The organism is Flavobacterium piscisymbiosum (assembly GCF_020905295.1).
Taxonomy (GTDB): Bacteria; Bacteroidota; Bacteroidia; order Flavobacteriales; family Flavobacteriaceae; genus Flavobacterium; species Flavobacterium piscisymbiosum.
In genome coordinates, this window is sequence record NZ_JAJJMM010000001.1 from 6,375,182 (window position 1) to 6,399,709 (window position 24,528).

A 24,528-nucleotide genomic window follows, 5' to 3' on the forward strand; every position below is an offset into this window, starting at 1 on the left:
GTTATAAAACCAGCAAACCAAATTCACGCAATGTATTGATTGGTTTTGAATACCAAAATAATTCGAAATCTTCTAAACTCGTTTCAAAATCGGCTTTTACTTCCTGAAAAGTATAATTTCTAGCATTTGAGATTGTAATTTTAGTTAGAATTTCAACCAGCCATTCTCCTTCTTCTTTATTGGTCTGAATATTGAAACTTTCCTTTTTATCATGAAAAGTAAAAGTCATCATTTCCCAGGATCTTCCTTTTTTAGATTTTGTAAAAGGTTCTGTAAAAGGTTTTCCTCCCAACCAAACCACTTTTGCATTTGGTTTTGTATTAAAATCGTTTCCTTCTTCAAGCGCATTAAAAATAAAATCGGGATCTATTTTTGTTTTCGGAATTTTAAAATCAAACCAATCTTGCAATTCGTAGTCAAAACAAATTCCGTGCATGAAATTAAAAAGCGATTTCTTTAATCCGAAACTAAATTTATCATGATTGATTCCCGTAGAATCTGTATAGTCGATATCATTATTGGCGAAAGTTCCAATGGCTTCGGTCTTTTTTGTTACACCAAATTTCTCCGGATATAGTCCAACAGGACTATGAGCCGTCATCGCAAACTGATGCCAAAATCCAGATTGCAGAATTCCCGCTTCGAATAACTGGCGTACCATTTCGAGACTATCTACCGTTTCCTGAATGGTTTGTGTTGGATATCCGTACATTAAATAGGCATGAACCATGATTCCGGCTTCGGTAAAATTTCGGGTCACTTTGGCGACTTGTTCTACCGTTACGCCTTTGTCAATTAATTTTAATAATCGATCTGAAGCCACTTCTAAACCTCCGGAAACAGCAATACAACCGGAAGCTTTTAGTAATAAACATAAATCTTTAGAAAAGCTTTTTTCAAATCGAATGTTTGTCCACCATGTAACAGCCAGTTTTCGACGTAAAATTTCCAATGCCAAAGCACGCATTAAAGCAGGCGGCGCAGCTTCATCGACAAAATGGAATCCGTTTTGTCCTGTTTGCAGCATCATATCTTCCATTCGATCGCACAATAAATTGGCTGCAACAGGTTCGTATACTTTGATGTAATCTAATGAAATATCACAAAAAGTACATTTTCCCCAATAACAACCGTGTGCCATGGTAAGTTTATTCCAACGTCCGTCGCTCCACATTCGGTGCATTGGGTTCACAATTTCGATAACCGAAATGTATTTATCCAAAGACAAATCAGAATAATCAGGTGTTCCTACGTAGGCTTGTTTGTAATCGTGTTTTAGAGAATTGTTTTTGTACACTACTTTTCCATCTTCTAAAAGAAAAGTTCTTTTATAAGAATTGGAATTTGGATTTTCTAGATTGAAGATTAATTCCTCTATCGGAACTTCTCCATCATCTAAAGTGATAAAATCGAAAAATTCAAAAACACGTGCATCCGAAAGTGAACGTAATTCGGTATTAGGAAAACCACCGCCCATCGAAATTTTGATTTCGGGATGATTTTGTTTGATCCATTGTGCACATCTGAAAGCGCTGTATAAATTTCCCGGAAAGGGAACAGAAATCAGAAAAAATGTAGGCTGAATCGTTTCAATCTTCGCTTTTAAAATCGAAATTAAAATTGCATCGATATAAGTGGGTTCTTGTTGTAAAGCCTCGTACAATTCATTAAACGAATTAGCGCTTCGGCCTAAACGCTCGGCATATCGGCTAAAGCCAAAATTTTCATCGACACATTCAACAATATAATCGGATATATCTTCAAGATACAAAGTTGCCAAATGTTTCGCTTTATCCTGAGTTCCCATGGTTCCAAAAGCCCAATCGAGTTCTTCTAATTGTGCAAAACGGGAAGCCTCCGGCAGAAAATCTTCCTGACAAATTTGCAAGGCTAATGTTGGATTTTTCCCCTGTAGAAACTGAATAACAGCATCAATAGTTTTGATGTATTCATCCTGTAAAGCAAAAATACGTTTAGAGTTATCAGAAACATCATCCCTCGACTCCGCTCTGGAGGACACACTTTCAAACCTGAAACTTGAAACCTGAAACAAATCAATCAAACCTTTTTTCGAAAACAATTCTAAAATCACATCAATACCCAAATCTGCCTGAGCCGATTCGATATTTTTTGTGTTTAGAAATCCTTTTATATACGCTGTCGCCGGATACGGAGTATTCAGTTGTGTAAAAGGCGGCGTAACGACAAAAAGTTTGGTTTTCAAGGCAAGATTATTTTATTTTTAAAACTGTTTTTACCGACAAGCCAAAACCAGTCTCCTCTCTAAAATCAAGACACCTTTCATGAATAATTGTAGAAGTTCGCCTAGTTAACTTAGATACAACTGCATTTTTTTTTGCAAAAACCAGATCAGGATGATATCTTTTAAACAAACAAATTGTAGATTTAATTTGACTTATACATTCTTCAACACTTTTATGAGAACTTTCAGTAAGCTCAATAAAAATTAAATGATTGTCAAATTTCAACATCCCATCACAAGTACTCTCTTTATTCTTAGAATTTTCTTTATAAATTTCAATACAGTTATCGATTGGATAAAACTCAATTGATTTTTTTTCAGAATTTAGTACTTCAAGCGTCCATACTTTTTGAGAGTCGAAGATTAAATATGCTTTTCTGTTATTATCCAATTCATCATGAATTCCAAACTTGTCTGACTTTGTTTCTTCGAAACCACAATCTGAGCTAAAAAAATCTATTTGTTGCATTCCTCTGCTATATCAAGTAAATCATTAAACAAATCGTTAGTATCTTCTAAACTTGTATTCAAGAAATTATTATCCAAAATCTGACCTCTTTCTGATTTTATAGAAACAACTACACCTTCATTATCAATTTGATAAACACCCGTTTTATCAGGATTTAGACAAGATTTTAATGGCACAATATCTTCAAGTCTTTTTAAGAAATCAAAACTTTTATTTATATTTTCTTTTACCTTAAATGCTTTCATAGCAAGGCTTGTATAAGCAATTATGTAAGGACTATGAGTAGTAATTATTAGATGATTATCCTCTCTATTATTATTGAATTCAAAAGATTTAAATAATAGATTTTTTTGACTTTCTGGAAACAGATTTTGTTCAATTTCTTCAATTATTGAAAAAAGATTTTGAGGCAAAAACTTTTTATTCAACGCTTCTATTCTTTTCGAATATTCACTAAGAACTGATATGGTATCTTTATTTATCTCCTTTAATAAGGAATTAAACCTTTCGCTCTCCGCAAAACTTAAATTATCAATATCCTGAGATATTTTACTATTTATAAATCCCTCCAAATATGAAAGTACAACTATTAAAGGAACAACTGATTGAATTCCGCTAGATGCTTCTGCAAGTTTTAATCTATTAAACCCTTTTCCTGAAATATAAGACACTTTAGTACTGTCATCATATTCAAATTCAATATCATTAATGTAAATGGGATGTGCTTCTGTTAAACTTCTCTGGGCTTTAATAAACTCAGCAAGAGTCCAACTTAGTGATTTTGGCAACCCTTTAATATTCTCCAAATCTTCCAAAACACTTAGAAAATTTCGTTCTGCAGGTATATATGTTATTTTAGGCTGTTCGTAAACAGTGTTCTCTATAATCAGTATTTCAGCTTTTTCTAAATCATATTTAAAATGAATATATTTTCCTTTATATTCAATAAAAGAATGCGGATTAAAATAATTTTGAATAGATTGAAATTCACACCATTTTATTCTAAAAGCATCATTTTCTACAATATCCTTAATTAAAATGGTTCCTTTAACCAATGCCTTTTCTAACCAAGTCAGAGTAGATATTAGTTTTACAATACTACTTTTACCACTACCTTGTCCACCAATAAATATCATTAACTTATCGATTGGTAAAAATCCATCATTATCAGTATAACCTTCTTTTATAGGTCCAAAATTTTTAATTTTAATTGATGACATTAGTGTGTATTTTGTATGTAACAAATGTATAGCTTTTTGCTTTAAATAAAATATGCATTGAATCCAAATCAGCCTGAACCGATTCGATATTTTTTGTGTTTAAAAATCCTTTTATATACGCTGTCGCCGGATACGGAGTATTCAGTTGGGTAAAAGGCGGCGTAACAACAAAAAGTTTGGTTTTCAATGCAAAATTATTTTTTGCAAAAATACGGGATATTTAGAGACTTTTCAGGAAAAGATTCAACTTGTAATTTTAGTTTTCTTTTGTAGATATTTAATTACATTTGTCGCTATCCAAATTTTACCAATGAAGCAAACTTTACTTTTATTTTTTTTACTATTTACATCACATTTATTTTCTCAAAGCAAAACCCAATCTATTGGTTTTAAAGAAAATAAAGGTCAAATAATCGATCAAAAAGGGAAATCAAATACCGCTGTAAAATATCTATTAAACTCTAATGGATTAAATGTTCAGCTTAAAAAAAATGGATTCTCCTATGACGTTTATGAAGTAAATAAAATTCCCGTTGTTCATTCTCAAACAGCAAAAACACTTCCTTATCAGATTCCGGAAAAAGACAAAGAAGAAAAACCAGAATATAATTTAGAATACAATTTTCATCGAATTGATATTGATTTTGTAAACTCAAATTCTAAAGTTGAATTGATTACGGAACAAAAATCAGCAGATTTTGATAACTATTATAATATTCCAAATAAACCGGAAGGAATTACCGGCGTTCATCAATTCAAACAAATTACCTACAAAAATATTTACCTTAATATTGATGTCGTTTTTACGATTCCGAATGATCCTAAAAAAGTTGTTGAATACAATTTCATCATTCATCCAAAAGGAAAAATTTCTGACATTCAACTAAAATTTAGTGGTGCTGAAACTGATTTGGTTGACAATAAAATTGAGATGAATGTTCGTTTTGGAAAAATGGAAGAAACACTTCCCGCGAGTTGGATTGAAGAAGGAAATCGTAAAAAAGAAATTGCCGTTGGATATAGAAAAATAAAGAAGGATGTTTATGGGTTTAGTAGTTTAGAAGCTGTTTCTGGAAAAACGATTGTAATTGATCCTGTGCCAACGAGACTTTGGGGGACTTTTTATGGAGATCACACTGGTTCAGGCCAAGTACTTAGTCCTTCAAGTATCAGTACAGACTCTTTTGGAAATGCATACGTAGCCGGAAGTACAAATGCTCAAAATTCATCATATGCCACAACAGGGGCACATCAAACAACACCATCATCAGTCTATTTAAATGGTATCATTGAAAAATTTGCCCCTAATGGAAATCGTTTATGGGGAACTTACTATGGTGGACAAAATTATTCTGGCATAACTGATGTAAAAATAGATTTTCAGGATAACATAATTGTAACGGGGACAACTCAAGATCAAACTAACATAAGTACAGCAGGATCATATAAACCCAATTTAGGAGGTTATCAAGATGCTTTTTTGATAAAATTTAATAGTTCAGGTATTAGATTGTGGGGAACTTATTTTGGGGGCGAATATGAAGATTCGGGATTTGCTTTAGATGTCGATAACAACAACAACATTTATATTATTGGCCTTACTAATAGTACAACTGGTATTGCTATAAATAGTAAATTTCAAACACATATAAATGTAGACCCGGCTTTCTCTAATACAATTGACGGATTTCTAGCAAAATTTGGATCTTCAGGAAATTTAATTTGGAGTTCTTATGTAGGAGGTGAAAATCGTGATATATTTAATGATATAGTAGTAAAAAATAATTACTTGATTATAGGAGGCTATACATACAGTTTTAACAATATTTCTACACCGGGAGTTTTTCAAGAATTACACAACCCAATTACTCATTCAGATGGAGTTTTGTACAAATTTTCTCTGAACGGCGAAAGAATATGGTCAACATATTACGGAGGAGAACAAATTGACGAAATAAATGCGGTGGAAGTTGATGACGAAGATAATATTTATATTGGAGGAGAAACAGCAAGCAATAATAATATAACAACTGCGGGAAGTTTTGAAAGCAACAATACTTTTTCATACAAAGGTTTTTTCGCAAAATTAAATTCCAATGGTCAAAGAATCTGGGGAAGTTACTTAGGTCAAAATCACATTTACTCAATAGTTTTCAGAAACAATTCAATATATTTTGGCGCCACAAACTCTGGATTTTCTAACCCAAAATTAACAAATGCTTGTTCATACAGATCAAACAAACATTTTGAAAGATATATTGCTAAATTTTCTAAAGAAGCAGATTTTATATGGGGAACTGACATTGGAGGAGATGCTATGCAGAGTCCAACAAAAATAGCACTAGACAGAAGTAACAACATATTTGCCAGCGGAATTTCACGTGAAAATAACGGTATTGCTGATGCGAGTTCCTATCAATCGAACATTCTCGGGTTTCATAATTATTTTTTAATGAAATTTGAGGAATCAGTTATACTTGGTATTCCAAAAGCAGAAAGCAACTCCCCTGTTTGCATTGGTAAAACTTTAGAGCTTAAAGCATCTGGAGGAACAAATTATTCATGGACAGGACCAAATGGATTTACATCTACAGATCAAAACCCAACTATTACAAATGCTACAACTCTTAATAGTGGAGAATATAGTTGCTTAATTACCGGAACGGGCGGCTGTGATGACACAAAAAAAATCACTGTCTTTATTGGGGATGTTGAAAAACCAGTTCATGATATTGTAAATCTTCCTACAATAACAGGAGATTGTAATACAATAATAACAACCATTCCAACAGCCACGGATGTCTGCGCAGGAGCTATAACAGGCACAACCACAAACCCGTTATCATACAATTTACCGGGAACTTATACCATTGTTTGGAGTTATAACGACGGAAACGGAAACATTTCGACCCAAAGTCAAACGGTAAATATTACAAGCCAACCTCTTCCTACAGCCAATTCTCCACAAACATTTTGCTTTAACCAAAATGCAACTTTAGATGATATTGTTGTAACTGGACAAAATAAAAAATGGTATGATGCTGCAACAGCCGGAGTCATTTTACCAAATACTACAACAGTCCAAAATGAGGTAACTTACTATGTTTCGCAAACTACAAATGGCTGCGAAAGTGCCAGAATACCTGTAAAAACAAAAATTCAGAATACTTTACCTCCAACCGGAGATGCAAATCAGCCCTTTTGTACAGGACAAAATCCAACAATTGCTAATCTGCAAATCAATGGAGATTTAATAAAATGGTACGATTCAGTCGACAATGGAGTTTTATTACAACAAACAACCAATCTTGTTGACGGAAAAACCTATTATGCGTCGCAAACTATCAACGGCTGCGAAAGTCCAAGAATCGGAATCAAAGTTTCAATTGTAAATACTCCTTCTGCTCCTACTGGAAATGCAAATCAGGAATTTTGTAAAAGCGAAAATGCAACATTAAATGACATTCAAATAACAGGACAAAACACAAAATGGTACGATACTAATTTCTCAGCTGCTGTTTTACCCAATACTACTTTACTAGAAAACAATAAAACGTATTATGTTTCACAAACAATTGGATGCGAAAGTGACAGAACTCCAATTCTAGTTCAGGTTTATGATACTCCTTTACCAATTGGAAACAATAATCAACAATTTTGTATCGATGAAATTGCAACTTTAGAAAATATAACGTTAACCGGAACGGCAATTAAATGGTATGACTCCGCCACAAATGGCAACATTTTATCAGAAACCACTTTATTACAAAATGCTATTTATTACGCTACGCAAACAGTAAACAATTGCGAAAGTAAAAGATTGGCTATTACAGTAAAAATTCAGGATACACAAAATCCAATTGCTGATTCAGCGCAGACATTCTGTGTACAACAAAATGCTTCAATAAAAAGCATCAACATTACAGGGCAAAATATAAAATGGTATCAAAGTACATCTTCCAATAATACTTTGTCTGAAACAACAGTTCTTGAAAACGGAATCACTTATTATGCCTCACAAACCATAAATAACTGCGAAAGCGACAGAATTCCAATTACAATAAATATTTTGGAAGCAACTCAAGGAGATTGTATCAATTTTGTCGACGAACTTCCTTTTCCTAAATTCTTTACACCCAATAATGATGGTTATAATGATATTTGGGCAATAGATTTCGCTTATTTGAAACCTAATACAGGAATCAAAATATTTGATCGATACGGAAAATTCATCAAAGAACTAAGTCCTAATACTTCCTGGGATGGAACTTATCTTGGTACAAATGAACCTGCCTCAGATTACTGGTTTACAGCAACAAGATTAAACGGAAAAGAATATAGAGGACATTTTACTCTAAAGAGATAAAAAAAATAACCGCAAAGTAAATTTTGCGGTTATTTTTTATTTAGAACTGTACCTTTTATTTTGTCTGTACTAAAAGCCACTTAGATATTTCTTCTAAAGCTATGGGAGAAAATGTCTGCTCAATCGTATCATATTCCATAGGAGAACCTGTTTTACATTCCTGAAACAAATGATTTAAATCAGGAAGCTCTTTGATGGTTACATTTTTATTCCCTGCCTTGATCAAAGCTTTTTTAATCGCTTCTAGATTAACAGTTGCAGGAACTTGTAAATCTTTGCTGCCATTAAGAGCTAAAACAGGGCATTTTACTTTTGCTAAAGCGACTGCCGGATCGATTCTTAAAAAATTATACCACCAAACATTTGTAATTTGTTCTGTAAATGATTTTGCAGTTTTATCATCAAATTTTGACTGAGCATAGCTACTTAAATCATTTTTTAGCTTTTCATCATTTGCAGCAGAAGCCAAGACAATTTCGTAGGCCCCTTTAAAAATTTCCTGACCTTTTTGAACATCATTTTCAGGAACTCCAAATTGTCTTTCAAGTATTTCTTTTTGCAGTAACAACAATTTATCTCCACGAAGCCCCGGCCCGGCTAACAAAACAATAAAGTCAATGTCTTTTGAATTTCCTGCAATCATTGGAGCGATTACTCCTCCTTCACTATGACCAATTAATCCAATTTTATTTTTATTAATTTCTTTTCTGGTTTTTAAATAATCAACTCCAGCCTGAACATCTCTTGCAAAATCAATCGTTGTTGCTTTTGTAAAATCACCCGTTGATTCACCAGCCCCACGATCATCAAAACGTAAAACAGCTATTCCTTTTTTAGTCAAATAATCAGACAAAACTAAAAATGGTTTATGTCTTAGTATTTCTTCGTCTCTATTTTGTTTGCCGCTTCCGGTAATTAAAATTACAGCTGGAAAATTACCGTCTTTTTTAGGTAAGGACAAAGTTCCTGATAAAGTTACATGATCTGTTTTATTTTCAAATTTCACTTCCTCGGTATAATAAGGAAAAGGTTTTTGCGGTTCTTGTGGTCTTGCATATACTTGTTTTTGAATTGCTTCTTTTGATAAATTCATCTCGAAAGATTGCCCGGCTTGCGTAAAAGTACCTACAATAATATTTTCTTTATTTAAAGTTCCAACATAAGAAATTTGAGCATTTGGAATTTCTAATTTTAAAATTGAATTTTCAAAAGTTGTTTTTTCTAAAGGAATTCCGGTCACTTTCTGGTCTGGACTATCCATTGTTGCATTATAACCATTTTCGGTTTTATTCACATTAAATGATACTCTTAATTGAGTGCCCTGTACTTTTAAAACACCATTCCATTTTCCTGAAATTTCTTGTCCTCTCATTATAAAAGAGCCTAAAATTGTAATTAAAATAAGTATAATTTTTGTCATTGTTTTGATTGATTATGTAATTAAACTAGTTTGATTGATGATCTCTTTTTTGTATTTGTTTGAATTTTATAAAAGAATAAACTATCGGAATTAATGCTGAAATTAGAATAATAAAAACAAATACATTACGAAATGAATTGTTTAGAACTAATCCTCCAAGTAATAGAATAAAGCCTCCAATAAGCCAAATCTTACCTGCAAATGCATGGGTAGCTTTCCATACTTCACTATTTTCAAGTGTCCATGGTGTACGTATTCCTATAAAATAATTAGGCTGAATTACTTTAAAATAATTCCCAAAAATCATTAACAGCACTCCTAATAATGCAAAAACTAAATTAGGATTATTTACAGATCGTTCTTTTGTAGTATAAAGAATTAATAATGCTACCAAAGACATGAACAGCACTAAAAAAAACTTGAGCTGATAGAATTTTCCTCCCATCAAAGAAATTCTCTTTTTAGGATCTATTTTTGGAATAAAAGTCATCAAAACATACATTAAAACCGGCAAAAGAAACAATATCAAAATAAGCGAAAGCTTGTCGCCCCAATTATCAATTTCTCCTTTATAATTCCAATGTATTGGAACTCTCTGAGGAAGGCTGTCCCAAATAGTAGCTAAATACACAAAAGGTGTCAAAACAATTCCAATTATTGGAAGCTCTTTTTTCAGTTCTAAATTCATTTTTATTTTTTAAAGGTTAGTATCCATTGCAAAACGTCTTCCATTATGGTGGTATTGATGGAGTAAATGATGAATTGCCCGTTTTTTTCAGAGGTAATTAAATCTGCACGTTTCAAAATATCCAAATGATGCGAAATACTGGGTTTTGAAATATTGAACGCATCAGCAATTTCTCCGGCAGACAAATCTTTCTCTTTCAAAAGTTCCAGAATTTCTCTTCGGGTTGCATCGTTCAATGCTTTAAAAATATCATTCATCATTTATATATTTAGACAAATATCTAAATACTTTTTTAATTAACAAAAAAAAGGCTCTAATTTTACATTAAAGCCTCTTTATAAAATTTATTTTAAATAGAATTTTTAAAATTTATGTTCCTCTTTACTAATGACCAAAAAGGCAAACAAAGAGATACAGGCCGCAATCGTTAAATACAAACCTACATAACTTACGCTATAAGTAGAGGCCAGCCAAATTGCGATCATAGGTGCAAAAGCAGCACCAAGAATTCCTGCCATATTAAAAGTCAGCGACGCACCGGAATAACGCACATTTGTTGGAAACAACTCTGATAAAAAAGTTCCCAATGGCCCATAAGTAAAGCCCATTAAAGCCATTCCGATACAGGCAAAAGTAGTCACCAAAACAATATTTCCGGAACTTAAAAAGTACGAAAAGAAAAATCCGAAGATTGCAATTGCCACTGTAGCTATAATAAGCATTTTACGTCGGCCAATTTTATCGGCAACTACAGCCGAAACCGGAATAAAAATGGCAAAAAACAATACCGAAAATAATTGTATTAATAATCCGTCTCTTTTCACAATTCCTAAATCTGAAGTTGCCCAACTCAACGTAAAAACAGTCATTAAATAAAAAACCAAGAAAGTTGTAACAGCAGCAAAGGTTCCAAAAATCAATTGATTTTTATACGATTTTATAAGCGTTAAAAAAGGAACTTTTACTTCTTCCTGTTCTTTTTTAGAATTTTCGAAAGAAGGAGTTTCAGTTATTTTTGTTCGAATGTAAAACCCAATTACTACCAAAAGTGAACTGGCAATAAACGGAATTCTCCATCCGTAATCCATAAAATCTTCATTGCTCATTGAGTCGGTCAAGAATAAGAAAGTTCCTCCTGAAAGCAATAATCCTATTGGAGCGCCCAATTGTGGAAACATTCCGTACCAGGCACGTTTATTTGGCGGTGCATTTTCTATAGCCAATAAAACAGCTCCTCCCCACTCGCCTCCTAAACCTACACCTTGTCCAAATCGGCATAACATTAATAATAATGGAGCCGCAACACCAATACTGGCATAACTTGGTAAAAATCCAATGGTCACGGTCGAGATACCCATCGTTAATAAAGCAGCAACCAAAGTAAATTTACGACCAATTTTATCACCGTAATGTCCAAAAAAAGCGGATCCTAGAGGACGTGATAAAAATGCTATTGAAAAAGTTGCTAAAGATTCCAGAGTCGCTATAGTCGAATTCGAACCGGGGAAAAATAATTGCGGGAAGACCAATACTGCGGCATTGGCATAAATATAAAAATCAAAAAATTCAATTGTAGTTCCTATTAAAGAACCAAAAAGAACATGTTTTAGTGAGTTCTTCTTTTTCGGGTTAGTTTCCATGTAAAATAGATATATCTTTTTTAATTACAAAAATAGAATTTCGCTAGTAATAATTCATCTTTAGAATAAATACTTTTAAATGATCACGTATTTTTAACAACTTTACCGAATTTTCATTTTATTTTATTCCAAAAATAACTCAACATTAAAAACTTGATTACAGGAGCTTTAAAATAAAAATCAAAAATCAAATCATAAGCTATCGTTAAAACTGTTTTTCACTGCATATTTTCATTAAATTTACAGCTGTCAAAAATAAATTTAAAATTATGCCAACCGACTGTATCAGCTATCAAACTTCAGGATATTTTTCTAAATTGATGCAAGATTATTTAGATCAAAAATCAGAATTAAAACCGCTGTACAACAATTTTCCTACTTTAGAAAACTTCGAAAAACAAATTGCCGAAAAAGCCGCAAACTTTGATAACAACAACCGAATCCCATTGGTTGAAACTTTAAAAAAGCAATACCACCACATCGAAATTTCTGATTCGACAAAACAAAACATCGAACTTTTAGGGCTTCAAAACACATATACCATTACCACTGGACATCAGTTAAATTTATTTAGCGGTCCCTTGTATTTCTTATATAAAATCATTTCGACGATTAACCTTACCAAGGAATTAAAGCTAAAATATCCATCGAATAATTTTGTTCCTGTCTATTGGATGGCGACCGAAGATCATGATTTTGAAGAGATCAACTATTTTAATTTTAAAGGAAAAAAATTCCGATGGAACAAAGAAAGTACAGGTCCTGTTGGAAGACTTTCTACGGAAGGTTTAGCTGAATTTTTCGAAATTTATTCTAAAGAATTAGGATCGAGCACTAATGCCAATGTTTTGAAAAAAGTTTTTGAAGAAGCTTATTTAAAACACGAAAACTTAGCCGATGCTACTCGTTTTCTAGCCAATAGTTTATTTGGCAATTATGGCTTGGTAATTTTAGATGCTGATGACGCCAATTTAAAACAAGCATTTATTCCGTACATCAAAGAAGAATTAGAACAACAAACTTCTTTCAAAGCGGTTCAGGAAACGATAGAACAACTCAAGGATTATACTGTTCAGGTAAACCCTCGTGAGATAAATTTATTTTATATCGAAGATGATTTGCGTGAACGCATTATTTTCGAAAATGATAAATACTTTGTCAACAACACCAGAATCTCATTTTCTAAAGATGAAATTTTAAACGTATTAGAAAGCAATCCCGAGAAATTTAGTCCAAATGTGATTATGCGTCCGTTGTATCAGGAAATTATTTTACCTAATTTGTGCTACATTGGCGGAGGCGGGGAAATTGCATATTGGCTGGAATTAAAATCATTTTTCGAAGCTGTAAAGATTACTTTCCCAATGCTTTTGGTTCGTAATTCTGTTCTTTTATCAACAGAAAAACAAGCTAAAAAAGCAGACAAATTAAATCTTACCTGGGCAGATTTATTCACAAAACCCGAAAATTTAATCAACGCGATTACACATAAATTATCTGCTTTTCCGATTGATTTAACACCTCAAAAAGAAATATTAGAAAAACAATTTGAATATCTTTATGAACTTGCACAGCAAACCGACAAATCATTTACGGGAGCTGTAAAAGCGCAGGAAGTAAAACAAAAGAAAGGATTAGACAATCTTGAAAAAAGATTATTAAAAGCTCAAAAACGGAAATTAGATCACGAATTGCAACGTGTAACAGATTTGCAATTCGAATTGTTTCCTAATCAAAGTTTACAGGAACGTCATACTAATTTCTCAGAATTTTATCTGGAAAAAGGCGAACAGTTGATTCCGCTTTTAATTCAAAAATTAAAACCTTTAGAAAACAATTTTAATATAATTATGATATAAAAAAAGTTTGCCACGAATTACACAAATTTCCACGAATGTAAATACTCAAAGAAAAGCAATCTGCTTCTCTTTAAAATTCGCGCAAATTCGCGCAATTAGTGGCAAACAAACAATAAAGTAATAATCCTCAGAAACAAATAACCACCTCTTCTGAAATTATTGCCTCTCTAAACCAAATAGTAACTTTTTTAAAAACAAAAATTAACCTATTTACCAAAATTATGACCAGAGAGCGCTTGATTTCATTGGATGTCTTTAGAGGACTCACTATTTTATTGATGACAATTGTAAACAACCCCGGAGACTGGGGCAATGTTTATCCGCCATTATTACACGCCGAATGGCACGGCTGCACCCCAACCGATTTAGTTTTTCCGTTTTTTATTTTTATTATGGGAGTTGCAGTTCCGCTTGCAATGCCGGATAAATTTTATGACGGCACAACTTTCAACAAAATCTTAGTTCGCTCGTTGCGAATGCTTTGTTTAGGAATTTTCTTTAACTTTTTTGGAAAAATCCAACTATTCGGACTTGAAGGGATTCCGCTTCTTATTGGCCGTCTTGCTATTACAATTGCCGTTGGCTATGCTTTGATGGGGAGTTTCAGTTCAAAAATCAAAAACATTTTAGCCTTTTCGATTCTGTTTATCTATCTGTTTTTGGCTTACAGCGGTATCGAAGCTTACAGCGATATAAGACTTCCCGGAGTTTTACAGCGTATAGCAATTGTATATTTTGTAGTTTCTCTTTTGTATTTAAAAACATCTCAAAAAACGCAAATCATAACCGGAATCGTTTTATTGTTAGGTTATTGGGCAATGCTGACCTTAATTCCTGTTCCCGGAATTGGCGAAGCAAATCTTGACAAAGGAACCAACTTAGCTTCCTGGCTTGACAGTGTTTTACTAAAAGGCCATATGTATCGAGGAACCATAACCTGGGATCCCGAAGGAATTTTGAGCACGATCCCGTCAATCGTAAACGGAATTATCGGTTTATTAATCGGGCAACTTTTACAAACTGATATCATCAAAATCCAAAAAGCACAAAAAATGGGGATCATCGGTACGATACTTATCTTTTTTGGCTTAATATGGGATATCATTTTCCCCATAAACAAATCACTTTGGACAAGCAGCTACGTTCTATATACTACAGGATTAGCAACAGTTTTTCTAACAATATTATACTACACAATTGATATTGCTAACTATAAAAAAGGTTTCAAACCATTCTTAATTTGGGGCGTAAATCCCATGATTGTTTTCTTTAGCTCGCAAATTATTCCGCAGGCTTTGGTAATGATCGAGTTTCAAAACCCGCATAATCCTTCAGAAAAAATCAATCTCTTAAATTATTTATACACTTTCGGAATTGCACCATTTTTCAGTAATCCTATGACCGCTTCATTAGCCGGAGCTTTGGTGTACGTTGGCATCTGGACGTTTATATTGTGGATATTCTACAAAAACAAATTGATTTTTAAAGTATAAAATTATCTCACCATTTAAGTAATATAAGATATTATAAGCAGAGTCTGCACAATATCCCTACTTTCTATAATTATCAACTTTGCATTAAATTCATAGCATGACATCATCCTATTTAAATGAACTTACATAACTTATATGGTTTAAAAATAATCAAAACATCATTCTACCCTGTTTTAATTACGAATTAATTAAAATCAATTCATAAAAAAAGTATACTTTTGCACAAAATTTAATAAAATATAAAATGGCAACTAATAGAACTTTTACAATGATTAAGCCAGATGCAGTTCAAAACGGACACATCGGTAATATCTTAGCAATGATTACTAACGGAGGTTTCAAAATCGTTTCATTAAAACTAACTCAACTAACTGTAGCTGATGCCAAAGCATTTTACGCAGTTCACGCAGAAAGACCTTTCTACGGAGAATTAGTTGAATTCATGTCTCGCGGACCAATTGTTGCTGCAATTTTAGAAAAAGATAATGCAGTAGAAGATTTCAGAACTTTAATTGGAGCTACAAATCCTGCTGAAGCTGCTGAAGGAACTATTCGTAAAGCATACGCAACTTCTATTGGAGAAAATGCAGTTCACGGTTCTGATAGCGACGAAAATGCTGCTATTGAAGGTGCATTTCATTTTGCTGGAAGAGAGCAATTCTAATATAAGTTTACAGTCACAGTTATCAGTGACAGTTTACAATACAAAAAAACCTGTTTCAAATCTGAAACAGGTTTTTTTTATTTCTTATTTAAAGAGCAAATAACTTTCTCTTTTAAAAGTACTTTCTATCTCGCCTAAATCAATCAAATTCTCTTTCAAATTTGCCTTTAAGTTCTCAAAATTACTATGATAAAAACTTGAAATACTTCCTACTCTTTTTCCTTTTTCAAGAATAAAAATCGTTTCAGAAACCCCAAGTTTTCCTGACTCAAACATTGTTATAAAACCATCTAATATATTGAAATCATAAATTTTAGATTTTCCGATTCCAAAATAGCGCTTTACTTTTATAGTCTTTTTATCGAATGATACTTTATGTGCTCTGGTTCTAAAAACCGTTAACCAAAAACACACAATAAATAACAAAAATACAATAGGCAAAGTCATACCGGCATTAGGAGATGTAACACAGAGATAAACTAACAATAGCGGCAAAATTGTTATATAAGAAGTTATAAAAATGGGTAAAATTTTAAACTTAGAATTCACAACCATCATAATTTAAACTTTCAATTAAAAATTATCTCAAAACCACATCTTTCACCACTTCACGACCTAACTCTTCGTTAATCATCTTCACGATTTTAGTTTTTCCGTGGCTTAATTCTTCTCTCAACACTGCCGATGCCAGTTCTACATACAAAGTACTTCCCTTCAGCACAACATTTCTTGTATATGTATTTACACCATTCCCCATCAACTGTCTCCACGCCTCTTTTACATCAATCTGATCCATTCCCGGACCTAATTTATTCACCTGGATAATCTGTTGTAAAACAGCCCCAATTGTCTGATTATTTAGTCTTTTTGCCATCGTCTAATAAATTTACCGGTCCTGCTTTTTTATAATGATATTCTTTTTTCTCCTTATTTTTCACCACCAACTTCTCATCCGAAACCGAAATCAATTCCTCACTCCATTTGGCATAATCTGTTTTATAATCCAGAAAAACCTGATCCCCTTTAAATCGAACTGAAACATTTTCAAAAGAATCACTTGTCAAAAAAGTTCCGTCAAACTGTGGCATAACTTTCTTTCGGATTCCTTTATTATTTTTAATATCAAAATAATCAAAACTTTCATTCATTCCGTAATCCTTCTCCTCACCCTTATCAAAAACTACTTTTTCAATTTCCCAATAACCGTTTAATTTTGCAATATCTTCCGGCTTAATCTCCTGTTTACAGCTCACAAACAAAACCGATAAAACCAAAATTATAAAAGCGTTTTTCATACTATAATTTATTAAAATTCAATAATTACTGCTACGAACATCCTGAAGCTTGATAAGAAAAATCAGGAGCTATTTCCTGCTGTCCGCTATATCTTTTTCTGTCCGCCGCCGCGGACAGAAAAAGGATGCCGCTCCCATCAGGGCTAGGACATCCTTTTCCAAAAGAAATTCTGTGATACAAAGTTAACTTTATAAAATTCAAATAAAATTTTTATCTCTTAATTTTTATAAGATTCACAATAATAAAAAACAATAAAACATCCTTAACAAAAAACTTATTCTAGCTAAAATTTGACTTATAAAGGCTATAGAAAATTTTAATATATCGCATTTTTACATTCAAAATATTTCAACTTTTCCATCAAAATACTTATTCTCAGATATTCTGCCAGCCACACAATAACCAAATGAAGAAAACATTACTATTTATTATTATAATTTTACTTTCCTGTACAAATAAAAAAAGCAACAAAAAAGAACCTATAATTCCGGACAATAGTCTCATTAAAAATACAGGAGAAAAAAAAGAAAAAGAAATAATAGATTCTGTCAAACACAACTTTTTAGACACACAAAAAACTAAAAACTCACCAGTCAAAATTCTCTCGGCCAAATTGCTTAAAAATCAATATTCTGATCATAAAGATATTCAGCTAACATACAAAAACACAACACAAAAAAATATTAAAGCTATTAAGTTTGAATGGTATTGCGAAAATGTGTTTGACAAACCTGCAAGTGGACAATTTTTCTTTGTAAAGGGAATATCACGAGGACACACCGATATTTTACTAAGATCAAAAAAAGCAGAATCTAAAATATGGGAAGATTTTTCAACAGATGCCTACACCATTATAGCAGCAAGAGCCTACTATGTTGCATTTGCTGACGGAACAAAATGGGAACTTAAATAAAAATGGCTTTTATTTAGATTAAATTCCAGCCCTTTTTTATCAAAAAACTTTTGCAGTTTTCACAGAAATCTTTCTCTTCATCGAGATGATTTCCACCTTCAGCATCTCTCATCAGACAAGTTTTTGTTTTACAATGAGGCAATCCTTCGGTATGACCCAATTCATGCAAAATGACTTTATAAAATTGATGATTTCTATTTTTCCTTGCCATTCTAAAATCTGAAACTACACAGGATTTACCAGGTCGATAACCCAGTCCCATTACACCCCAATCTTTAACTCCTTTATATGTTGTACTAATATCATGATTTGATAATCCAACAATTAAAGAATCTTTGCCAATATTATCTCTAAGACTTTTTATAATACTATCAGCGCGATACCTGCTCCTGGGTTTATAATATGAATTTTCAGGAAAGGAAATATTTGACCTTAAAACTACATTTGGGTTTATAGTTTTAATTTCCGCAAACACCATTTGGGATTGCTCTGTTTTAAAATCACCTAAAGGCTGTATAACAATTACTTTTTGGATTTTGACACTGCTTTCAGTTTTCTCATTTTTACAAGAAAGCACAAGAAAAAGAAAAACAAGAAAATAGTATTTCATAATCAAACTACAGCAATAAATTATTGTTTAGTACGAAGTCTTTTACGAACTCCCATAAAGAAGAAAGCTATTCCTAAAACCAATAAAATGTAGTAAAAAGAAAGACTATTATCTCTCAAAACACTCGCCAAGACAAAACAAACAACGCTGGCGAAATAAAAAACAACTGCCGATATATTATTAAAAGAAGAAAAACTCATTATAAATTATTTAAAGAAACTGTCAACGAATTCATATTTATTAAAGACTTGCAAATCTTCAATTCCTTCACCAACACCAATATATTTTACAGGAATTTGAAACTGGTCAGAAATACCAATTACAACACCACCTTTTGCAGTTCCGTCAAGTTTGGTTACAGCAAGAGAAGTTACCTCAGTTGCAGCAGTAAATTGTTTCGCTTGTTCGAAAGCATTTTGACCTGTAGAACCATCTAAAACCAATAATACATCATGAGGCGCATCAGCAACCACTTTTTGCATTACACGTTTTACTTTGGTAAGCTCGTTCATCAAATTGACTTTGTTATGCAAACGACCGGCAGTATCAATAATAACCACATCGGCATTTTGAGCTACGGCAGATTGCAAAGTATCAAAAGCAACAGAAGCAGGATCACTTCCCATATTTTGTCTTACAATAGGCACATCTACACGATCTGCCCAAACCTGTAATTGATCGATAGCAGCAGCACGAAAAGTATCTGCAGCTCCTAAAACGACTTTATAACCCGCTTTTTTAAACTGATAAGCAAGCTTACCAATTGTAGTTGTTTTACCAACTCCGTTTACTCCAACCACCATTAAAACGTATGGTTTTTTATCTTTCGGAATTTCGAATTCAGTAGCTTCACCAGTATTAGTTTCAGATAATAAAGCCCCAATTTCTTCACGAAGAATCTGGTTCAACTCCTCTGTACCTAAATATTTGTCCTCAGCAACGCGTTTTTCAATTCTTGAAATTACCTTAAGAGTTGTATTTACACCAACATCAGAAGCAACAAGAATTTCTTCCAAATCATCCAAAACGTCGTCATCGACTTTAGATTTTCCGGCAACAGCTTTGCTTAACTTTGAGAAAAAAGTAGTTTTTGATTTTTCAAGACCTTTGTCTAAAGTCTCTTTTTTATCAGTAGAGAATAATTTTTTAAAAAAACTCATTTTTATAGGTTGTTAGTTTTTTAGACTATACGATTTTTTGACAATCTAAATAATCCTAATGTTTATAGAAGACCAATTGTTTTTCTGGTCCCGACAGCACTTATGCTTTTATCTCCGTTAAAACGGACAGTAAAGATAGAGAGGATAACGGGAACTATTGCTTAAAAAAAAGCCAATTGTTATATTTCTATAAAATTTTAGACAAATATAAAAAATAAAAAAGCTACTTCCGAATGAAAGTAGCTTTTCTATATACTGTGATTGTAATTATTTCTTTTTCAAGAAAGTATCAACTTCTTCAGGAGCCATAATAGATTCTACGAATGTATATGCACCAGTTTTAGGAGATTTCACCATTTTGATGGCTTTTGATAATCTCTTAGAAGATGTTTGTAACGATGCTACGGTTTTCTTTGCCATGATTTAAATGTTATCGAAATTTAAATAAATCTTTTATTCTTACTAATATTACTAGTATTACCAGTATTACTCAATAATCAAAACTTAAGACTATATCAAAATCTCTAAGTTATTACTTAATTTCTTTGTGAACAGTTACGCGTTTCAAGATTGGATTAAATTTTTTAATCTCTAATCTATCCGGAGTATTTTTTTTGTTCTTAGTTGTAATGTATCTTGAAGTACCTGGAACACCAGAAGTCTTGTGTTCAGTACATTCTAAAATTACCTGGATTCTATTACCTTTCTTTGCCATCTTGCTATATATTTATTTAGGAAAAGATTATTTGATAAATCCTTCTGACTGCGCTTTTTTCAAAACAGCAGAAATTCCATTTTTATTAATTGTTTTTATCGTAGATGCTGCTACTCTAAGAGTAATCCATCTATCTTCTTCTGGAAGATAAAAACGCTTTTTAACTAAGTTTACAGAAAATTTTCTCTTAGTTTTGTTCATAGCGTGAGAAACGTTATTTCCTACCATCGCTCTTTTACCTGTAAGGTCACAAACTCTTGACATTATACTTATCTTTTATCGTTATTCAAAATCAGGGTGCAAAGAAAAGAAAAATAAACGATTGAAACAAAAAATTATAGCACATTTTTTAAAATTTCTTTCTGTAATATTTCTAAACTCTTAATCACGGCTCTATCTATCACTTTTTCACGTGGTTGGCCAAAATTAAATTCTTCGACAATTATACCGGTTGGAGTAGCCAAAGCGATAAAAACAGCTCCAATTTCAGCGTCAGAGTCTCCTTTTGTCGGTCCGGCGTTCCCGGTTGTGGCAATTGCATAGTCTGTTTTAAGTATCTCTTTCACATTCAAAGCCATAGCCGAGGCAACTTCTGCACTAACTACCGAAAATTGATCGACTAAATCCTGCGAGATACCGAGAACATTAACCTTTACCGCGGTTGCGTACGAAACTATACTACCCTTAAAGTAGTTAGAAGCTCCTGGAACAGCTGATAAAACAGAAGCGATTTTTCCGCCTGTAAAACTTTCTGCAGTCGCAATAGTTTTATTTTGCTTGGTCAGTATTTTACCAACTACAGATTCTATCGTTTCATTTTCTTCGTAACCAACGATAATATCATGAATAATAGCATCTAATGATTTTACATTTTCTTCGATCGCTGCTTCCAGCAGTTCTTTATTGGTTCCTCTGGCCGACAAACGCAGACGCACTCGTCCCGGATTTGGCAAATAAGCTAACTTGATGAATTCGGGCAAATTATTCTCCCAGTGTTCGATACGTTCTGCCACTAGACTCTCGCCCTGACCATACGTTAAAATAGTTTTATGAATGATATACGGACGTTTGTACTCACGAACAATTTTAGGAATTATCTCTTCTTCGACTAAATATTTCATCTCGTACGGAACTCCCGGAAGCGAAATAAACACCGTATTTTCTTTCTTCATCCACATTCCCGGTGCAGTTCCCATTTTGTTGTGCAAAACGGTGCATTTTGACGGAACTAAGGCTTGATCTTTATTTAATTGCGAAATTGGTCGTTTGTAAAAACCTTCGATCAATTCGGTTACATGAGCCAGAACTTCGGGATTTACGACTAACTCATCATCAAAATAATCGCAGAATGTTTTTTTTGTAACATCATCCTTTGTTGGCCCTAAACCTCCTGTTACAATCACCACATCGACTTTGTTTTGCAGCTGAGCAAAGGTGTCTAAAATGTGCTTTTTGTCATCGCTTATCGAAATCATTTCATGAACTTCAACACCGATTCGGTCGAGTGATTTAGCGATAAAACCTGAATTGGTATCTACAATCTGACCTATTAAAATTTCGTCTCCAATAGTAATGATAGTTGCTTTCATAGCTGTGGAATATTTTTACTTACTTAAGTGTAAGTCATTATTATAAAGTAGGTTGTTGTCGCAACGATTTTGCGTGAGGGGTAGTAGCGGCATCCTTTTGTGACAAAAGAGACGCCTTTTTTAAGCAAAAAATTTCTGGAACAAAAGATATAGCGAATAACCCGACCCTGTTTTTGCCTTAAATTAAAAAAGGGCAAAAACAGGGGCACGCCCAGATTTTACAAATCGAAATCTTTCTTAATTTCTTTAATCGCATCTTTCACCTGTACTTTTATACTTTTAAAAGTTTCGATAATTTCTTTTTTCTTGCCTTCGGCTTTTGTCCAGGCCTCGACTTGCAATATTTCTTCAAAAGCAACATTTAGACCCATTAAATCTAATGTTGGTTTTATTTTGTGCGCATACGAATATGCGTATTTATGATCTTTTTTCTTGATTCCTTCTTTGATTTGTTTTAAATCCTCAGGAACTTCGGTAACAAATAATTTTAGAATTTCGTTTACAAATTCAGGATCGTTGTCTGAAAGCGCATACACTTTCGAAAGGTTGTATTTTAAAGCCATTATTTTACTTGTATTCTAAATAATTTTTTATCTTCTAAAAAGCCTTCTAAAACATCATTAGGTTTCACCGAAGCGACACCTTCAGGAGTTCCTGTAAAAATGATATCACCAATTTTTAAAGTGAAAAATTGCGATACGTACGAAACAAGCTCATCAATTTTCCAAAGCATGAAGCTTGTATTCCCTTTTTGAACTGTTTTAGAATTGTTTGTTAACTCAAATGTAAGATTTTCCATCGAAATAAAATCGGTTTTTGGTAAAAAGTCTCCAATCACCGCAGAGCCATCAAATGCTTTTGCTTTTTCCCAAGGCAATCCTTTTGCTTTCAATTTATCCTGTAAATCCCTGGCAGTAAAATCGATACCTACACTTATCTCATCGTAGTATTTGTGAGCAAACTTAGGTTCGATGTACTTTCCTACCTTATTAATTTTAACAATTATCTCTATTTCGTGATGAATTTCTTCAGAAAATTCGGGTATTACAAACGGATGCTGCTTTAACAAAACTGCCGAATCCGGTTTCATAAAAACCACCGGTTCTGCTGGACGCTCGTTTTTTAACTCCTCGATATGATTGGTATAATTTCTACCGATACAAATAATCTTCATTTCTTTTATGAGTTACTAAGATGCTAAGTTACTAAGGTTCTAAGAAAAAAAAGCGTAAAAAACTTAGCATCTTAGAACCTTAGTAAATTAGCACCTTATTTAGTATTTAACTTTCTTAACTTAATTGCTGTTAAAACCTTTTTAGTATATAATGGAAAATCAGCATTTTGAATCCAGCTGAAATATCCCGGTTCGGTTTCAAGAATTTTATCAACTTTGGCACCTTTGTGTTTTCCGAATGTAAAAATTTCTTCGTTGTCTTTATCAAAAGCGATCATTCCGGCGAAATCGGCGATTTTTTTACGGGTTGTAAATTCAGACAATGATTTCATATCATTTTCTAAATCCGGATAACGATCTAATTGTGCTTTTAGGATTTCGTAGGTTGCCATAGTATCTGCTTCTGCAGAATGAGCATTTTCAAGACTTTTTCCGCAATAGAATTTCAATGCAGCACTTAAAGTACGTTCTTCCATTTTATGAAAAATAGTCTGCACATCTACTGACACTTTATTTTTCATATCAAAATCGACTCCGGCACGAAGCAATTCTTCAGCCAAAAGCGGAATATCGAAACGGTCTGAATTAAAACCTCCCAAATCGCTATCCTTAATCATATTATGAATTTGCGGTGCCAATTCGTTAAAAGTTGGCTCATTCGCTACCTTTTCATCGGTAATACCATGAACGGCGGTGGTTTGCGGGGGAATTGGAATCGTAGGATTCACTAACCAGGTTTTACTTTCTTTATTTCCGTTTGGAAAAACTTTGAATATCGAAATTTCTACAATTCGATCTTTACCTATATCAATTCCGGTTGTTTCAAGATCAAAAAAGCAAATTGGTTTGTTGAGTTTCAGTTCCATTTTTTAATTTTATAAGATTACAAATGTAATTTTTAAAGCCGAATTTCCTCTTTTATTCTTGATTTTTTTAAACAAAAATCAAGTCAATTTAATGATTTTAACTTTTAAATTCGTTCTTAAAGA

General features: G+C 32.8%; 26 protein-coding genes. 5 read left to right on the forward strand and 21 right to left on the reverse strand.

Annotated elements, in window-relative coordinates; all coding sequences use genetic code 11:
- Position 1: 1 nt before the first annotated feature.
- From LNP81_RS26775 to LNP81_RS26790, 4 genes are read right to left on the reverse strand one after another with little or no spacing between them, the layout of a single operon-like run.
- Positions 2-2,224 (reverse strand): B12-binding domain-containing radical SAM protein, encoded by a 2,223-nt coding sequence (locus LNP81_RS26775; RefSeq protein WP_230040690.1) that lies wholly within the window; start codon positions 2,222-2,224, stop codon positions 2-4.
- 7 nt (positions 2,225-2,231) lie between these two features.
- Positions 2,232-2,732 (reverse strand): hypothetical protein, encoded by a 501-nt coding sequence (locus tag LNP81_RS26780; protein ID WP_230040691.1) that lies wholly within the window; start codon positions 2,730-2,732, stop codon positions 2,232-2,234.
- Positions 2,720-3,952 carry an ATP-binding protein gene (locus LNP81_RS26785; protein ID WP_230040692.1) on the reverse strand — a complete coding sequence of 411 codons (1,233 nt, stop codon included), beginning with the start codon at positions 3,950-3,952 and terminating at the stop codon, positions 2,720-2,722. The genes LNP81_RS26780 and LNP81_RS26785 overlap by 13 nt, the downstream gene beginning before the upstream one ends.
- Positions 3,939-4,139 (reverse strand): hypothetical protein, encoded by a 201-nt coding sequence (locus LNP81_RS26790; RefSeq protein ID WP_230040693.1) that lies wholly within the window; start codon positions 4,137-4,139, stop codon positions 3,939-3,941. Before LNP81_RS26790 ends, LNP81_RS26785 begins: the two co-directional genes overlap by 14 nt.
- 123 nt (positions 4,140-4,262) lie before the next feature.
- Here LNP81_RS26790 and LNP81_RS26795 point away from each other — a divergent pair, with 123 nt between their 5' ends.
- Positions 4,263-8,318, forward strand: coding sequence for a DUF7948 domain-containing protein (locus LNP81_RS26795; protein ID WP_230040695.1), 4,056 nt, complete (start codon positions 4,263-4,265; stop codon positions 8,316-8,318).
- A 55-nt stretch (positions 8,319-8,373) separates the two neighbouring features.
- On the opposite strand, the gene LNP81_RS26800 is transcribed toward LNP81_RS26795, so the two are convergent.
- From LNP81_RS26800 to LNP81_RS26815, 4 genes are all read right to left on the reverse strand, one after another.
- Positions 8,374-9,738, reverse strand: a complete 1,365-nt coding sequence (locus LNP81_RS26800) for an alpha/beta hydrolase family protein (RefSeq protein ID WP_230040697.1) — start codon at positions 9,736-9,738, stop codon at positions 8,374-8,376.
- A gap of 25 nt (positions 9,739-9,763) precedes the next feature.
- On the reverse strand, positions 9,764-10,426 hold the full coding sequence (locus LNP81_RS26805) for an SdpI family protein (protein ID WP_230040699.1): 663 nt from the start codon (positions 10,424-10,426) through the stop codon (positions 9,764-9,766).
- Positions 10,427-10,428: 2 nt separating this feature from the next.
- Positions 10,429-10,683, reverse strand: coding sequence for an autorepressor SdpR family transcription factor (locus LNP81_RS26810; protein WP_026984867.1), 255 nt, complete (start codon positions 10,681-10,683; stop codon positions 10,429-10,431).
- Between the two features lie 105 nt (positions 10,684-10,788).
- Complete coding sequence (locus LNP81_RS26815) at positions 10,789-12,066, reverse strand: MFS transporter (protein ID WP_230040701.1); 1,278 nt, start codon at positions 12,064-12,066, stop codon at positions 10,789-10,791.
- 269 nt (positions 12,067-12,335) lie between these two features.
- Here LNP81_RS26815 and bshC point away from each other — a divergent pair, with 269 nt between their 5' ends.
- The 3 genes from bshC to LNP81_RS26830 all read left to right on the forward strand — a co-directional run bounded on the left by bshC (position 12,336) and on the right by LNP81_RS26830 (position 16,082).
- Positions 12,336-13,925 (forward strand): bacillithiol biosynthesis cysteine-adding enzyme BshC, encoded by a 1,590-nt coding sequence (gene bshC, locus LNP81_RS26820; RefSeq protein ID WP_230040703.1) that lies wholly within the window; start codon positions 12,336-12,338, stop codon positions 13,923-13,925.
- Between the two features lie 221 nt (positions 13,926-14,146).
- Positions 14,147-15,418, forward strand: a complete 1,272-nt coding sequence (locus tag LNP81_RS26825; protein ID WP_230040705.1) for an acyltransferase family protein — start codon at positions 14,147-14,149, stop codon at positions 15,416-15,418.
- A gap of 244 nt (positions 15,419-15,662) precedes the next feature.
- Positions 15,663-16,082, forward strand: a complete 420-nt coding sequence (locus LNP81_RS26830) for a nucleoside-diphosphate kinase (RefSeq protein WP_055095565.1) — start codon at positions 15,663-15,665, stop codon at positions 16,080-16,082.
- A gap of 84 nt (positions 16,083-16,166) precedes the next feature.
- Here the strand turns inward: LNP81_RS26830 and LNP81_RS26835 are convergent, their stop codons facing one another.
- The 3 genes from LNP81_RS26835 to LNP81_RS26845 are packed head-to-tail and all read right to left on the reverse strand — an operon-like array spanning position 16,167 to position 17,377.
- Positions 16,167-16,631 (reverse strand): hypothetical protein, encoded by a 465-nt coding sequence (locus tag LNP81_RS26835; protein ID WP_230040707.1) that lies wholly within the window; start codon positions 16,629-16,631, stop codon positions 16,167-16,169.
- 31 nt (positions 16,632-16,662) lie between these two features.
- Positions 16,663-16,956 carry a DciA family protein gene (locus tag LNP81_RS26840; RefSeq protein ID WP_230040709.1) on the reverse strand — a complete coding sequence of 98 codons (294 nt, stop codon included), beginning with the start codon at positions 16,954-16,956 and terminating at the stop codon, positions 16,663-16,665.
- A complete protein-coding gene (locus tag LNP81_RS26845; protein ID WP_230040711.1) occupies positions 16,937-17,377 on the reverse strand; it encodes a lipocalin family protein in 441 nt (146 codons plus the stop codon). The genes LNP81_RS26840 and LNP81_RS26845 overlap by 20 nt, the downstream gene beginning before the upstream one ends.
- A gap of 407 nt (positions 17,378-17,784) precedes the next feature.
- On the opposite strand from LNP81_RS26845, the gene LNP81_RS26850 reads away from it, so the two are divergent.
- The gene (locus LNP81_RS26850) at positions 17,785-18,291 is read left to right on the forward strand and encodes a hypothetical protein (protein WP_230040712.1); all 507 of its coding nucleotides are present in this window, start codon (positions 17,785-17,787) and stop codon (positions 18,289-18,291) included.
- A gap of 13 nt (positions 18,292-18,304) precedes the next feature.
- Here LNP81_RS26850 and LNP81_RS26855 read toward each other — a convergent pair whose 3' ends face one another.
- From LNP81_RS26855 to LNP81_RS26900, 10 genes are all read right to left on the reverse strand, one after another.
- A complete protein-coding gene (locus LNP81_RS26855) occupies positions 18,305-18,901 on the reverse strand; it encodes a Zn-dependent protease (protein ID WP_230040713.1) in 597 nt (198 codons plus the stop codon).
- A gap of 20 nt (positions 18,902-18,921) precedes the next feature.
- The gene (locus tag LNP81_RS26860) at positions 18,922-19,101 is read right to left on the reverse strand and encodes a hypothetical protein (RefSeq protein WP_230040714.1); all 180 of its coding nucleotides are present in this window, start codon (positions 19,099-19,101) and stop codon (positions 18,922-18,924) included.
- 6 nt (positions 19,102-19,107) lie between these two features.
- The gene (gene ftsY / locus LNP81_RS26865) at positions 19,108-20,061 is read right to left on the reverse strand and encodes a signal recognition particle-docking protein FtsY (RefSeq protein ID WP_230040715.1); all 954 of its coding nucleotides are present in this window, start codon (positions 20,059-20,061) and stop codon (positions 19,108-19,110) included.
- 267 nt (positions 20,062-20,328) lie between these two features.
- The gene (locus tag LNP81_RS26870) at positions 20,329-20,481 is read right to left on the reverse strand and encodes a DUF4295 domain-containing protein (RefSeq protein WP_007805819.1); all 153 of its coding nucleotides are present in this window, start codon (positions 20,479-20,481) and stop codon (positions 20,329-20,331) included.
- A 112-nt stretch (positions 20,482-20,593) separates the two neighbouring features.
- Positions 20,594-20,776, reverse strand: coding sequence for a 50S ribosomal protein L33 (gene rpmG, locus LNP81_RS26875; RefSeq protein ID WP_008253902.1), 183 nt, complete (start codon positions 20,774-20,776; stop codon positions 20,594-20,596).
- Between the two features lie 27 nt (positions 20,777-20,803).
- A complete protein-coding gene (rpmB, locus tag LNP81_RS26880; protein ID WP_007805815.1) occupies positions 20,804-21,040 on the reverse strand; it encodes a 50S ribosomal protein L28 in 237 nt (78 codons plus the stop codon).
- 71 nt (positions 21,041-21,111) lie between these two features.
- The gene (locus LNP81_RS26885) at positions 21,112-22,365 is read right to left on the reverse strand and encodes a CinA family nicotinamide mononucleotide deamidase-related protein (RefSeq protein ID WP_230040717.1); all 1,254 of its coding nucleotides are present in this window, start codon (positions 22,363-22,365) and stop codon (positions 21,112-21,114) included.
- 218 nt (positions 22,366-22,583) lie between these two features.
- Complete coding sequence (locus tag LNP81_RS26890) at positions 22,584-22,928, reverse strand: Hpt domain-containing protein (protein ID WP_194617623.1); 345 nt, start codon at positions 22,926-22,928, stop codon at positions 22,584-22,586.
- Entirely contained in the window at positions 22,928-23,539 is a 612-nt protein-coding gene (locus LNP81_RS26895) for a fumarylacetoacetate hydrolase family protein (protein WP_230040719.1), read from the reverse strand. Before LNP81_RS26895 ends, LNP81_RS26890 begins: the two co-directional genes overlap by 1 nt.
- A 95-nt stretch (positions 23,540-23,634) precedes the next feature.
- The gene (locus tag LNP81_RS26900; RefSeq protein ID WP_056252330.1) at positions 23,635-24,405 is read right to left on the reverse strand and encodes a 3'-5' exonuclease; all 771 of its coding nucleotides are present in this window, start codon (positions 24,403-24,405) and stop codon (positions 23,635-23,637) included.
- Positions 24,406-24,528: the final 123 nt, after the last annotated feature.

What these genes read in the sequence shown, in the direction of transcription:
- LNP81_RS26780 (WP_230040691.1), bottom strand. Translation starts at nt 2,732, where the DNA reads ATGCAACAAATAGATTTTTTTAGCTCAGATTGTGGTTTCGAAGAAACA.
- LNP81_RS26785 (WP_230040692.1), bottom strand. Translation starts at nt 3,952, where the DNA reads ATGTCATCAATTAAAATTAAAAATTTTGGACCTATAAAAGAAGGTTAT.
- LNP81_RS26795 (WP_230040695.1), top strand. Translation starts at nt 4,263, where the DNA reads ATGAAGCAAACTTTACTTTTATTTTTTTTACTATTTACATCACATTTA.
- LNP81_RS26800 (WP_230040697.1), bottom strand. Translation starts at nt 9,738, where the DNA reads ATGACAAAAATTATACTTATTTTAATTACAATTTTAGGCTCTTTTATA.
- LNP81_RS26805 (WP_230040699.1), bottom strand. Translation starts at nt 10,426, where the DNA reads ATGAATTTAGAACTGAAAAAAGAGCTTCCAATAATTGGAATTGTTTTG.
- LNP81_RS26810 (WP_026984867.1), bottom strand. Translation starts at nt 10,683, where the DNA reads ATGAATGATATTTTTAAAGCATTGAACGATGCAACCCGAAGAGAAATT.
- LNP81_RS26815 (WP_230040701.1), bottom strand. Translation starts at nt 12,066, where the DNA reads ATGGAAACTAACCCGAAAAAGAAGAACTCACTAAAACATGTTCTTTTT.
- bshC (WP_230040703.1), top strand. Translation starts at nt 12,336, where the DNA reads ATGCCAACCGACTGTATCAGCTATCAAACTTCAGGATATTTTTCTAAA.
- LNP81_RS26825 (WP_230040705.1), top strand. Translation starts at nt 14,147, where the DNA reads ATGACCAGAGAGCGCTTGATTTCATTGGATGTCTTTAGAGGACTCACT.
- LNP81_RS26830 (WP_055095565.1), top strand. Translation starts at nt 15,663, where the DNA reads ATGGCAACTAATAGAACTTTTACAATGATTAAGCCAGATGCAGTTCAA.
- LNP81_RS26840 (WP_230040709.1), bottom strand. Translation starts at nt 16,956, where the DNA reads ATGGCAAAAAGACTAAATAATCAGACAATTGGGGCTGTTTTACAACAG.
- LNP81_RS26845 (WP_230040711.1), bottom strand. Translation starts at nt 17,377, where the DNA reads ATGAAAAACGCTTTTATAATTTTGGTTTTATCGGTTTTGTTTGTGAGC.
- LNP81_RS26850 (WP_230040712.1), top strand. Translation starts at nt 17,785, where the DNA reads ATGAAGAAAACATTACTATTTATTATTATAATTTTACTTTCCTGTACA.
- LNP81_RS26855 (WP_230040713.1), bottom strand. Translation starts at nt 18,901, where the DNA reads ATGAAATACTATTTTCTTGTTTTTCTTTTTCTTGTGCTTTCTTGTAAA.
- LNP81_RS26860 (WP_230040714.1), bottom strand. Translation starts at nt 19,101, where the DNA reads ATGAGTTTTTCTTCTTTTAATAATATATCGGCAGTTGTTTTTTATTTC.
- ftsY (WP_230040715.1), bottom strand. Translation starts at nt 20,061, where the DNA reads ATGAGTTTTTTTAAAAAATTATTCTCTACTGATAAAAAAGAGACTTTA.
- LNP81_RS26870 (WP_007805819.1), bottom strand. Translation starts at nt 20,481, where the DNA reads ATGGCAAAGAAAACCGTAGCATCGTTACAAACATCTTCTAAGAGATTA.
- rpmG (WP_008253902.1), bottom strand. Translation starts at nt 20,776, where the DNA reads ATGGCAAAGAAAGGTAATAGAATCCAGGTAATTTTAGAATGTACTGAA.
- rpmB (WP_007805815.1), bottom strand. Translation starts at nt 21,040, where the DNA reads ATGTCAAGAGTTTGTGACCTTACAGGTAAAAGAGCGATGGTAGGAAAT.
- LNP81_RS26885 (WP_230040717.1), bottom strand. Translation starts at nt 22,365, where the DNA reads ATGAAAGCAACTATCATTACTATTGGAGACGAAATTTTAATAGGTCAG.
- LNP81_RS26890 (WP_194617623.1), bottom strand. Translation starts at nt 22,928, where the DNA reads ATGGCTTTAAAATACAACCTTTCGAAAGTGTATGCGCTTTCAGACAAC.
- LNP81_RS26895 (WP_230040719.1), bottom strand. Translation starts at nt 23,539, where the DNA reads ATGAAGATTATTTGTATCGGTAGAAATTATACCAATCATATCGAGGAG.
- LNP81_RS26900 (WP_056252330.1), bottom strand. Translation starts at nt 24,405, where the DNA reads ATGGAACTGAAACTCAACAAACCAATTTGCTTTTTTGATCTTGAAACA.